Source organism: Anaeromicrobium sediminis, from assembly GCF_002270055.1.
In the GTDB taxonomy this organism is placed as follows: domain Bacteria; phylum Bacillota; class Clostridia; order Peptostreptococcales; family Thermotaleaceae; genus Anaeromicrobium; species Anaeromicrobium sediminis.
This window is the reverse complement of sequence record NZ_NIBG01000008.1, coordinates 158,083-170,461: the sequence shown is the minus strand read 5'-3', so window position 1 is coordinate 170,461 and position 12,379 is coordinate 158,083. Positions and strand designations below refer to the sequence as shown.

Sequence of the window (12,379 nt, the reverse complement as noted above, 5' to 3'; positions counted from 1 at the left end):
ATGTATTAACTCAATAAACTTGCCTCTAGTATGGCATCGACTATGGTCATAGCCATATTTCGAACTAGGCTAAGTCGAACTGTGTGGATAGAAAAACAATCGTCATTATGGTATTTGTCCACTATGCCAATAATTGACGAATGACCCACACTTGGCAATTTTTTTCCTACACCCTTACCAGGGAAGATAGGCCCTTGTTTTACATGAATATTTCCTATTAGTTCAGTTTTTCCTAGACAAGCATCTATGGCAAGTTGTTTATAATCAGGATAATGTTCTTTTATATACTTCATATGCTTTTTCAAGTTTACTGCATGTATTGGATTATCTAGGGTTCCAAAAACAGGATAACGACAATTTCTTTCCTTTAAAAGAGTTCCAACTAGTGGACCTAAAGCATCTCCAATACACCTATCTGTTCCTATACATATTATAATTGTTGATTCACTTAATTTCTCTCTTATTGAATGAGTTAATTTAACTGAAGCTTCCTCACTAGTGTGATGAACACGAGTGATTAATTGGGATTTTAAATAGTCTAGTTTCAAAGAGTACACCCCCCCTATTATATATATATATAATGAAGGGGATATATGACTACTTTTTAAACCATAAATACATTTGATCTTTATTTTCCATGGCACGTAATATATTGGCCTTTACATTTGGAATATCTTTCTCTATATCATTAATTAATTCCTTAGCATATTCTCGCTGTGTCTTTTTATTAGCAGGACAAGGACTTTCTACTACTGGGATATTATGTCTGTCCACTGATGATATAATATCTTTCTCATAGGCATACATGAGGGGACGAATCATTATTAAATCTTTTCTATCTAAGTATGTTACAGGTTCAAAAGTGTTTAATCTTCCTTCATAAAACATACTTAAAAATAGGGTTTGGATTGCATCATCTGCATGATGGCCTAATGCCAATTTAGTTACTCCTAGCTCTTTACAAAGGTTATGAAGTCTACCACGTCTCATACGAGCACATAGGGAACAGGGATTTTTTTCTTTTCTTTCTTCGAATATGACCTTACCTATTTGTGTGGGTACTACTACATGCTCTATTCCTAACTCATTGCAGAATTTTGTAATGGGACTTATGTCGAATCCTTCAAATCCTAATGTTAAAGTTAATGCCTTTATTTGAAATTTTGCTTTAGAAAAGTTTTGATATAACCTTAAAGCATAAAGCAAAGCTGAGCTATCTTTTCCACCAGATACACCTACACCTACCACATCTCCATCTTCTATCATATTAAATTCTTCAACTGCTCTTTTAACGCATCCTACAATTTTTTTCATGAATTTCTTCCTTTCTGACAATGGTTATTCGTTCTTCGTGAGTAGTTAATCGTTGGAATTTAAATAATTATTAAGAATAGACTACTAACGATAGACCTTTAACGTCTAACTTTCAAATATATACTTATTATATGTTAATTTAATTTAGGTTAAAAGTAAATTAAAAGAGGCGAATTCTTCTTTAACTTTATATATATATATATTATAATTAAGCTTAGGGAAATCGTTCAAAGGGAGAAATGAAATGACTAGTTTACTAAATTATATGTCGAAAGAAATGGTAGTTCTTCTAGTGGCAGCCATGCCTGTTATGGAACTGAGGGGAGCCATACCACTGGGGATATCTATGGGAGTAGACCCTATAAAAGCACTAATAATAGGAATGATAGGAAGTATGATTCCTGTACCTTTTTTATTAGTATTATTGGAACCTGTTTTTGAAAAGCTTAGGGAAAATGATTATATGAAAAAGATAGTGGATAAAATAGTAAATAGGACTATTAAAAAGACTAGTACTATCCATAAGTACAAGGCAATAGGATTGTTATTATTTGTAGCCGTTCCTATACCTACAACTGGTGTGTGGACAGGGGCCATGGCAGCATCACTTCTTAAAATAAGATTTGTTCCAGCACTTATAAATATACTTATAGGAAATACTATAGCTGCACTTATTATTGCTTATTTGAGTAATGTGGTAGCAAACATATAAAACACGTTATTTGTTAGTCGTTAATGGTTAATCTTTTATGAAAAACGACTAACGAAAAACGAACGACAAAAAAACTGTTGACATAATTCTACATAAATGTTACTATAAATTGAAAAAATTAATAAAAGCAAATCCTTATTGCGAGTGGCTGAGGGAATAGGCCCTATGATGCCCAGCAACCGGTGTTTACACGGTGCTAAATCCTACGAGATTGTAAAAAACAATCTTGAAAGATGAGGACAATAATAATTTTTAATTATAATGCCTCTTCTTTGTGAAGAGGTTTTTTTAATTGAATTTAGGGTAAAACTATAAAAGAAAATGATACAGGTAGTTGGTGAGAGATTATATAAAAAATGTTAATCCATAACAACAAAGGAAAAACGATCATATAGTTTGTCACCAGTTACCTGAAAATAAAAAAACTAGGAGGCTTTAAAATGGCAAGAAGATTATTTACTTCAGAATCTGTTACAGAAGGACATCCAGATAAAATCTGTGACCAAATTTCAGATTCTATATTAGACGCAATTTTTGAAAAGGACCCAAATGCTCGTGTAGCGGCAGAAACTTCAGTTACTACAGGATTAGTATTAGTAGCAGGAGAAATTACTACTAATTGTTATGTGGATATTCCTAAGGTTGTAAGACAGACTATTAAAGAAATCGGATATGATAGAGCTAAATATGGATTTGACTGTGACACTTGTGCAGTACTTACTTCTATTGATGAGCAATCACCAGATATTGCTATGGGAGTAAATGAAGCACTAGAATCTAGAGAAGGACAAATGGAAGATGAGTTAAATACAGGAGCAGGAGATCAAGGATTAATGTTTGGTTTTGCTTGTAATGAAACACCAGAGCTTATGCCAATGCCTATTTCTCTATCTCACAGATTAGCTAAGAGATTATCTGATGTGAGAAAAGATGGTACATTAGACTACCTTCGTCCAGATGGAAAAACTCAAGTAACAGTTGAGTATGTGGATGGAAAGCCAGTAAGAGTAGATACTATAGTTATATCAACTCAACATGCTCCAGAAGTGGAACAACCAACTATTGAAAAGGACTTAATTGAGAATGTAGTTAAGCCTATTGTACCAGCTGAGTTATTAGATGCTGAGACTAAGTATTTTATAAACCCAACTGGAAGATTTGTTATAGGTGGACCTCAAGGTGATGCTGGTCTAACAGGAAGAAAGATCATAGTTGACACTTATGGTGGATATTCAAGACACGGTGGTGGAGCATTCTCTGGAAAAGATCCTACAAAAGTTGACCGTTCAGCTGCTTATGCTGCTAGATATGTGGCTAAGAACATCGTTGCTGCAGGACTTGCTGACAAGTGTGAAATTGAATTAGCATATGCTATAGGTGTGGCAAGACCAGTATCCGTATTAGTAGAAACTTTTGGAACTGGAAAGATTGCAGAAGAAAAAATTGAAGAGTTAGTTAACAAGCATTTTGATTTAAGACCAGCTGCAATTATTAGAGATTTAGATTTAAGAAGACCAATTTACAAGCAAACTGCTGCTTATGGTCACTTTGGAAGAACAGATGTAGATCTTCCATGGGAAAAGACAGACAAAGCTGAAATCTTAAGAAAAGAAGGTTTAGAGTAGAAATAAAAGGAGCGAAATTTTTTCGCTCCTTTTATTTTTTTGTATATATAAATAAGGTTCTAGAAAATGGTTAAGGGTTTAGGGACAAAATCTCTAAACCCTTAATCATTTTCTAGAAGTTAAGCCTCACTTTTCATAAGTGGTCATTTAACAAAAACTCTATTTGCCAATAGAATAAGGTTGCGCAAATAAAAGAGAAACCGGTTTTTCATTGGAGGATATTCTTTGGAATATAAAATGAAGGACCTTTTAGAATCGGCTAAAGTTGGAAATCAAGATTCAAAATTAAAGATAGTTGAAAATCTAAGACCATTAATTATCAGTTCCATAAAAAAATATAACTATAATAATGAATTATTTGAGGATCTATATGAGGATGGGAAAGTAGAAATACTAAAAAGTATTAATGAATTTAAGGAAAATAAAAACACTCCCTTTTTGGGATATGTGAAGATGAAACTTAAGTATATGTACTTAAATAAAAGCAATAAAAAAACACTAGATACAGTGCCAATAGAAAAAAGGCACGGAAAGGAATCTTTATTAGAGATTCTTGATTCTGGAGAGAACAGTGAAGATATTCTTATAAAAAAAGAAAATACGGATGAAATCCTAAAGGCTATAGAAAAATTAGATATGAATTCCAGAAAAATAATTTACCTTTATTATGTCAAAAATATGAAGTTAAAAGACATATGCGTGACCTTAGATTTAACTTATTATAGTGGAGCTAAAATGAAAGAGAGAGCCATAAAGAAAATAAGAGATTTTATTTCTAGATCTTAACAATTTCAAAAAATTACCACTTATAGCTAGATTTTTTTTCATATAATGGTATAATAAATATACGAACACATGTTCGAAAGAAAGAGCGAGGTGAAATTATGGAACGCATAGAAGATATATTAGAGGAATCCATAATAGCCATAATTCCCATATATGATAAAGGCAATGGAACTAACATAATAACCATGGAAAATAGTCATATAGAGTATAAAAGAGTAAGAACTGTTTTAAGGAGAATATGTAATGAATATGCACTGCATTTAAGTGCATTTAGAAGAAGATATGGAAAAGTTATAAATAAGAGATTAGGTATTCCCATTGTAATAAATGAAGAACTCATATTAGTTCCCTTTAAAACTAGGAAGCCTAAATTTCAAAACGATGGAGCCTATGGATATGTGAACTTTCATTTTGTAAAAGATATAGTAGAAGATGGAAGACACACTAAATTAATAATGGAAAATGGACATGAAATACAGGTACTACAGAGGATTCATAGTGTAAAAAGGGATTTTAACAATGTAAAACTCATATTAAATGAAAATACTAAAAAAAATCCCATGTCCTATGAATTTGGACAAGTAGCTACTGTGGACCATATAGGAAGATTATATATGGAGATAATGGAACTTAAGAGAATGATAAAGGAAATGAAGTAGATAAATCTACTTCATTTTCAAAATAGTTATTTTTTCTTCATCTTCATACCACTTAACTTCGCAGCCTAAGTTTTCAGATACGAATCTAAGGGGAATTAAAGTTCTTCCATTGATGATCATAGGAGCTTGAGATAATTCTATTTTTTCTCCATTTACTAAAGCATAGTTACTATCTAGAGTAAGAATTATGAAAGTATTATTACCATCCGTTATGGTTATCTGGCGAGTTTCACCATTCCACTTTACATTTGCATCTAGATTGTCTATGATGCCCGTAACAGGTATCATAGTAGTACCAGTTAAATTATATGGAGCCACATTTAATTGAATAGTATTTTTTCCATCAGGATTTTCAATAGACACATCTTTTTTATTCATAAAAAGATTTATTTCTATTTTAGGCTTCACTGGAGCGACCTTATCCATAAATGCATAGTAGTATGTGTTTTTAGTCATAGATGATTTCACAGGAATTATAGTTACCTTAGCATCACCCTTTTCTAAAACTGTGCTTATTATAGGAATATCTATAAAGGATACTTTATTAGAACTATCCTTTATAATATTAAACTCAAGGGTGTTTTCATCTATATTATCAATACTAATGACCTTTATATTATTGTCACTAGCTTTAATGTTTTTAATAACCTCTGAGTAGTTCCAAGTTCCATTATCTAATTTTAATCTAAACTTTTGATTTTTAGTAAACTCATTATTACTAGATTCACTAATTCTAATAAAGGTAGCATCATCCTTGCTAAATTCAAAACCCGGGTACACATGGGGCAGGTCCTTTTTCAAATTACTTTTAGTATCAATGGCCTTGGCGAAAGTATATTCTCCAGGGGATACTAAACTTGAAGATTGAATAGTAACAGTCACATTACCAGGATCAGTAATCTCCACAAATAAGGGAATAGTAAAAACAGCCTTTTTATCTGTATTATTAGAACTCCTAGTTATAGTAACCCTAGCAGATGTGGAACCCTTTTTGTCTATTTTTATTTTACTTCCAGATATATTGCAAGTGGCATATTTATTTATCATTTCAATGGATTCATCATACCACTTAGCATTATTTAATCTAATAGTAAATCTTTGTTCTTCACTTGTAAATTCATTACTAGTATCTTCTTCAATTTTTAACTTAGGAGCATTAGAATTTACAAACTTATAATCTACCTTTACAGGCGGAACCCTATCTATGTGATTACCACTAGATGCAAAGGCCACGTTAGAGAACAATAGACTAACTCCTAGAATCATAGAAAGTATTTTTTTCACTTTAAAATCACCTCATTTTATAATATATTTATATATGAATACAAAAAAATGTATCTATATATAAGTTGTTTTGTAATTTAGATATAGATTTATTCTAAAGATTTGGTTAGACGTTAGTCGTCTGTCGTTAGAGGTCAAATCTATAACTATTTATTAGACGTAAATAAAATATACAAAGTTCCTTATAATAAATGTAAGAATTTGTATATAATTATATTAACATATAAATCAATATCTCCATAGGAGGAAAAAATGTCGATAGAAATACAAGGTGTCTTAACAGAAACAATATTTAAAAATGAAGATAATGCCTATACGGTGGCTTTAATAGAAAATGAATTAGAACAAATAACTGTAGTAGGGTACATGCCTGTAATAAATGATGGGGGTACATACGCTTTTAGTGGAAAATGGATAAAGCACCCTACCTATGGTGAGCAATTTGAAGTTATAAGCTATAAAGAGATAACCCCTAATACTATTGAGGGAATAGAAAAATATTTATCATCGGGAATAATAAAAGGAGTAGGCCCGAAAATGGCTGAAAGAATAGTGAACAAATTTGGAAAAGATACACTAGATATAATGCAATCTAACCCTGAACGACTTATGGAGGTAAGTGGTGTAGGGAAATCTAAATATGAAAAAATTGTGGAGAGCTTTAAAGAACAGAGAAATCTAAGGGAACTTATGATGTTTTTACAACAATATGGAGTAACTCCTGCCTATGCCATAAAAATATATAAAAGATATGAAGATGAAGCTATAAAACTAATACAAGAAAATCCCTATAGGTTAGCAGATGAAATAGTAGGAATTGGATTTAAAATGTCAGATTCCATAGCAAAGAAAATGGGCATAGATCCCACATCCCCATACAGAATAAGATGTGGAATAAAGTACATATTAAACAGTTGTTCATTAGAAGGTCACACCTATGTTAAAAAGGATAATTTAATAAATGATGGAAGTAAAATACTATCTGTTCCTAAAGATTTAATAGATGATACTTTAGTAAAGCTTACTATAGATCATGAAATTCATATGGAAAATATAGATGGAGAAATATGTGTATTTGAAATGTCCCTATTTTATTCTGAAAGTTATGTGTGCAGAAAGATTATAGATATGGCCAGCGTGGAAGTTAAGCATATATCCGACAATATAGAAGAAGAAATAAAAAAAATAGAGGAATCGGAAAATATAAATTTAGCAAGTAAACAAAAATTAGCCATAAAGTCAGCAGCAGAAAATGGCATATTGATCATAACGGGAGGGCCTGGAACGGGTAAGACCACAACCATAAATACCATAATAAAAATATTAGAAGATAATAATCTATCCATAGCCCTAGCTGCTCCTACGGGGAGGGCAGCTAAGAGAATGAGTGAGGCCACAGGACGAGAAGCTAAGACTATCCATAGATTATTGGAGTATTCATATATGGAAGGAGATAATAGACTAGGCTTTGTTAAGGATGAAGATGAACCTTTAACAGAAGATGTAATTATAATAGATGAAATGTCCATGGTAGATATAAGGCTTATGCATGGCCTTATGAAATCTTTAACTTTAGGAACTAGGCTAATCCTTGTGGGAGATGTGGATCAATTGCCTTCTGTAGGACCTGGTAATGTCCTTAGGGATATTATAGAGAGTAAATTAATAAAGGTAGTTGAATTAAATGAAATATTTCGACAAGCTGAAGAAAGTATGATTGTAGTAAATGCTCATAAGATAAATAAGGGAGAATATCCTAAATTAAATAAAAAAGAAAAAGACTTTTTCTTCATGTCTAGAAAAAAGCAAGAGGATATAGTAAAAATCATAAAGGAACTTTGTAAAGAGAGATTACCAAACTTTGCAAAATGTGATCCAATAAAGGATATACAAGTGTTAACTCCCATGAAAAAGGGAACTGTAGGCATGTATAATTTAAATAATACACTGCAAAGTGTATTAAATCCTAAGGCACCCTATAAAATAGAAAAGGAAATGAAAGATAAAATCTTCCGTGTGGGAGATAAAATAATGCAAATGAAAAACAACTATAACTTAAAGTGGAAAAACAAGAATAGTGATGAAGAGGGAGTAGGCGTCTTTAATGGAGATTTTGGCTATATTGATTTCATAGATAATGAAGAAAAGGAAGTACATATAATATTTGATGAAGAAAAAATAGTAAAATATGATTTTTCCCAATTAGATGAAATCGAATTGGCCTATGCCATAACTATTCATAAGAGTCAAGGAAGTGAATTTCCCATAGTTATAATGCCCATATCCTTTGGTCCTCCCATGTTGCTTACTCGTAATTTACTTTATACGGGGGTGACCCGTGCTAAGGAATTAGTAGTAATGGTAGGCGTGGAAGCTGGACTAAAAAATATGGTGGACAACCATAGGATAAGAAAGAGAAATTCAGGACTCCTAAATAAATTAAGAAAATTCGTAGATGCAGGTGTTATTAAATGATTAAAAGTATTGTGGACTTTTTTCTAGATTTAATATATCCAAGAAATATATATTGTCTAATGTGCAAAGATCCCATCCATACTACAGAAAAGTATTCATTATGCAAAAATTGTCATAAAAAAGTGAATTGGGTAAATAATACCTGTGAAAAATGTGGTAAAATTATTAGTATAGATAATACTATTAATCGGTGTTTTGATTGTATTAACAGTAAGCATCTTTTTCAAAAGAATATAGCCTGTGTATTATATGATGATAATACGAAAAAATTAGTTCATAATTTAAAGTTTAATAAAAAAACCTATTTAGCATATCACATGGCGGAAATAATGAGTGATAAGCTACTAGAAAGTAATTTAGAAATAGATTATATGATACCTGTACCCTTACATAAAAACAAGAAAAGAAAAAGGGGATTTAATCAATCGGAGCTTTTATGTAAATACATGAGTGAAAAAACTAACATAATAGCAGACTATAAAACCCTAATTAAATGTAATGAAACTTTAGAACAAAATAAATTAAATAAAATGGAGAGACAAAAGAATTTAAAGGATGCCTTTCAGGTAAGGAACAATCCAAATATGATAAATAAAAATATACTACTTGTAGATGATGTGTTTACGACAGGAAATACAATAGATGCCTGTTGTGGCAGCTTAAATAGATTAAAACCAAAAAATATTTATTCTATAACCTTTTCCATAGGAAAAAATACATAAGATAGGTGGGAGAATATGGCGGAATTAATGAATTGCAAAAAGTGCGGAAGGGTATTTCAATATACGGGAATTACAAAGATTTGCCAAAGATGTAGAAAAAAAGATGACGAAAGCTTTAAGATTGTAAGGGAATATGTATATGATAATCCTGGAGCTACTTTAGTTGAAATATCAGAGGAAACAGGAGTTGAAGAGGACATTATTTTAAGATACATAAGACAAGGAAAACTTGAAATTATAAGTGAGAACTCATCTCTTTTAATAGAATGTGAACGTTGTGGAAAGGGAATTAAAACAGGTAGATTTTGTGATGTATGTATAGAAGAAATGAGAAGGGGATTATCACCAGATATAAAGAAAAGGGAAACGGCGAAGGAAAAAAATGAAAATAAACACAGAATGTTTACTGCAGACAGAAAAAAAAGATAAATTTATGTTAAGAGAACACTTCTCTTTACCGATACTATTAATAAGGTAATTGGTAGAGCGAGGTGTTTTTTTATGAAAATAAATAATATACGAAATATAAACAAAATAATGAAGGCATACGATAAACCTATTAAAACAGAAAGTAAAAAATTTAAACAAGAAGAAGATAAAATAGACATTTCTGAAAAAGCTAGGGATTATCAAGTGGCATATGGGGCGTATAAAAAGTTGCCACAAATAAGAGAAGAAAAGGTAGAGGAAATAAAAAAGAAAATAGAAACAGGTACATTTAATGTGTCTATGGAGCAGGTGGCAGATAAGATATTGAAGAAATAGGGTTTAGGGTTAAGAGAAAAAACTCTTAACCCTAAATACATAGAAACGTAGGAGGTCTAAATGAGTAAGTCTACTGAACAATTAATAGTCATACTTAAAAAAGAGTGTGAAGTATATGAAGAATATATGAAAATTGCAGATGAAAAAACTAAACTCATCATTGATAAAAAAATAAATCTCCTAGATAAGATGACTATTAGGGAAGAAAAAATAATAAGTGAAGTAAGGAAAATTGATACGGTCAGAAACTTAATAATAGGAAATCTATTAAAGGAAAGAAACGTTCATAAGATAGATAAACTAGAAGATATTATACATATGGTAGAGATGAAATACTCTAAAGTATTATTAGAGTTAAAAAATAGATTAGAAAAAGTACTAATGGAAATAAAAAGATTAAATGATTTAAATGAAAAATTAATTAATCAATCTCTAGATTATATAGAATTTAATGTGAATTTATATTCAAGTCTAAAAAGTACACAGGTAGTTTATAAGGAAAATAATAATGATGGACACTATTTAAATAGTTTCTTTGATGGGAAAGGATAAGATAATATGAGTTCAACTTTTTTTGGATTTAATGTGGCCGTAAGTGGACTTCACGCAAGTCAAAGGGCTTTATATGTAACAGGACATAATATATCTAATGCAAATACAGAAGGCTACTCTAGACAGCGTCTTGAGGTAAAACCAGGAAACCCCCTTCCCATTCCAAATTCAGAGGGAATGCTAGGAACGGGAGTAGATACGGATAAGGTAATTCAAATAAGAGATGGTTTTTTAGATTTTAAATATAGAACTGAAAATCAAAACTTAGGAGAATGGGAAGCCAGACAAGAAATACTAGAGAGTTTAGAACTTGTTATGAATGAACCATCTGATTCTGGTATGAGAGAGGTTATGGATGAATTCTTTGAAAGTTTACAAACGTTAAGTTCAAACCCTGAGGACCAAACGGTGAGAGCCTTAGTAAGGGAAAAGGCAATTGCATTTACTACTACTGTAAATAGAATGGGTAATCAACTTAGAGAAATGCAGGAAGATCTAGACTTTAATGTGAGGGCCACTGTAGATCAAATTAATGGATATGGAAAGAGTATAGCAGCTTTAAATGACCAAATATTTAGGGCTGAGTTAGATGGATCTAATGCTAATGATTTAAGGGATCAAAGGAATTTGTTATTGGATAAACTCTCAGAACTTACTGACATTCAAACTATAGAAGATGGTCAGGGTAAGATGCAAGTTTTAATAGGTGGAACTCAGCTTGTAAATCATGATAGATCTAAAGAATTAGTATGTGAAGATAGAAAAGTTTTAAATAATGATACAGATGTACCAAACTTAGGTGAAGTAGTTTGGGATGATGGGGCAAAGATTAATATAACTACAGGAAAGTTAAAGGCTTTAATGGATGGACGAGATAATATAGATGGAGATAAAAAGGGTGTTCCTTATTACATAGAAAGACTAAATGAGTTCACTAGTGTGTTAGCAGATGAAATTAACGAAGTCCATGAAAAGGGATATGGATTAAATGGAGATACGGGAATAAAGTTTTTTGAGTATGACCCTAATTATCCATCTAACACTATTAAGATAAGTGATGATATTGACGGTGATTTAAATAAAATAGCAGCCAGTTCAACTAAAGAAGGATTACCAGGAGACGGCAAGAACATCCTTGAAATGAATAAATTAAAAGATAAGGCTGACATGTTTAAGTGGGGAAAGCCTGGAGATTTTATGAACTCATTAATATCTAACTTAGGTGTTGATGCGGCACAAGCTAAGAATATGAGTATAAACCAAACTGTGCTAGTAGAAGAAACAAATAGGAAAAGACAATCTGTATCAGGTGTATCATTAGATGAAGAAATGAGTAATATGGTAAGATTCCAACAAAGTTATAATGCCAATGCTAGGATGATTACCACTATGAATGAAATGCTAGATACTATTATTAATAGGATGGGCGTATAATTCAGGTGACGGATAACAGGTGACCGGTGACAGGATAAAATTGGCTGTCAC

General features: G+C 31.4%; 13 protein-coding genes and 1 riboswitch. Of the genes, 10 read left to right on the top strand and 3 right to left on the bottom strand.

Going from position 1 to position 12,379, the window contains the following annotated elements; all coding sequences use genetic code 11:
- Positions 1-5: 5 nt before the first annotated feature.
- Positions 6-548, bottom strand: a complete 543-nt coding sequence (gene yyaC, locus CCE28_RS11015; RefSeq protein WP_242972965.1) for a spore protease YyaC — start codon at positions 546-548, stop codon at positions 6-8.
- Between the two features lie 49 nt (positions 549-597).
- Positions 598-1,314, bottom strand: coding sequence for a tRNA 2-thiocytidine biosynthesis TtcA family protein (locus CCE28_RS11010; protein WP_095133760.1), 717 nt, complete (start codon positions 1,312-1,314; stop codon positions 598-600).
- A 244-nt stretch (positions 1,315-1,558) separates the two neighbouring features.
- Here CCE28_RS11010 and CCE28_RS11005 point away from each other — a divergent pair, with 244 nt between their 5' ends.
- The 4 genes from CCE28_RS11005 to CCE28_RS10990 all read left to right on the top strand — a co-directional run bounded on the left by CCE28_RS11005 (position 1,559) and on the right by CCE28_RS10990 (position 5,096).
- Positions 1,559-2,026, top strand: coding sequence for a COG2426 family protein (locus CCE28_RS11005; RefSeq protein WP_095133759.1), 468 nt, complete (start codon positions 1,559-1,561; stop codon positions 2,024-2,026).
- 132 nt (positions 2,027-2,158) lie between these two features.
- A riboswitch (SAM riboswitch) is annotated at positions 2,159-2,266 on the top strand.
- A 200-nt stretch (positions 2,267-2,466) separates the two neighbouring features.
- Entirely contained in the window at positions 2,467-3,651 is a 1,185-nt protein-coding gene (gene metK / locus CCE28_RS11000) for a methionine adenosyltransferase (RefSeq protein WP_095133758.1), read from the top strand.
- Between the two features lie 225 nt (positions 3,652-3,876).
- Positions 3,877-4,437: a sigma-70 family RNA polymerase sigma factor gene (locus CCE28_RS10995; protein WP_095133757.1), complete on the top strand. Its 561-nt coding sequence runs from the start codon at positions 3,877-3,879 to the stop codon at positions 4,435-4,437.
- A gap of 98 nt (positions 4,438-4,535) precedes the next feature.
- Complete coding sequence (locus CCE28_RS10990; protein ID WP_095133756.1) at positions 4,536-5,096, top strand: competence protein ComK; 561 nt, start codon at positions 4,536-4,538, stop codon at positions 5,094-5,096.
- A 6-nt stretch (positions 5,097-5,102) separates the two neighbouring features.
- On the opposite strand, the gene CCE28_RS10985 is transcribed toward CCE28_RS10990, so the two are convergent.
- A complete protein-coding gene (locus tag CCE28_RS10985; protein WP_095133755.1) occupies positions 5,103-6,380 on the bottom strand; it encodes a stalk domain-containing protein in 1,278 nt (425 codons plus the stop codon).
- Between the two features lie 252 nt (positions 6,381-6,632).
- Here CCE28_RS10985 and recD2 point away from each other — a divergent pair, with 252 nt between their 5' ends.
- The 6 genes from recD2 (at position 6,633) to flgK (ending at position 12,328) form a co-directional block, all read left to right on the top strand.
- On the top strand, positions 6,633-8,855 hold the full coding sequence (gene recD2, locus CCE28_RS10980; RefSeq protein WP_095133754.1) for an SF1B family DNA helicase RecD2: 2,223 nt from the start codon (positions 6,633-6,635) through the stop codon (positions 8,853-8,855).
- Entirely contained in the window at positions 8,852-9,577 is a 726-nt protein-coding gene (locus tag CCE28_RS10975; protein WP_095133753.1) for a ComF family protein, read from the top strand. Before recD2 ends, CCE28_RS10975 begins: the two co-directional genes overlap by 4 nt.
- A gap of 15 nt (positions 9,578-9,592) precedes the next feature.
- Positions 9,593-10,006, top strand: a complete 414-nt coding sequence (locus tag CCE28_RS10970; protein ID WP_095133752.1) for a TIGR03826 family flagellar region protein — start codon at positions 9,593-9,595, stop codon at positions 10,004-10,006.
- A gap of 72 nt (positions 10,007-10,078) precedes the next feature.
- Positions 10,079-10,342 (top strand): flagellar biosynthesis anti-sigma factor FlgM, encoded by a 264-nt coding sequence (gene flgM / locus CCE28_RS10965; RefSeq protein ID WP_095133751.1) that lies wholly within the window; start codon positions 10,079-10,081, stop codon positions 10,340-10,342.
- 60 nt (positions 10,343-10,402) lie between these two features.
- Positions 10,403-10,894, top strand: coding sequence for a flagellar protein FlgN (locus tag CCE28_RS10960; protein WP_095133750.1), 492 nt, complete (start codon positions 10,403-10,405; stop codon positions 10,892-10,894).
- Between the two features lie 6 nt (positions 10,895-10,900).
- Complete coding sequence (gene flgK, locus CCE28_RS10955; RefSeq protein WP_095133749.1) at positions 10,901-12,328, top strand: flagellar hook-associated protein FlgK; 1,428 nt, start codon at positions 10,901-10,903, stop codon at positions 12,326-12,328.
- The last annotated feature ends 51 nt before the right edge of the window (positions 12,329-12,379 follow it).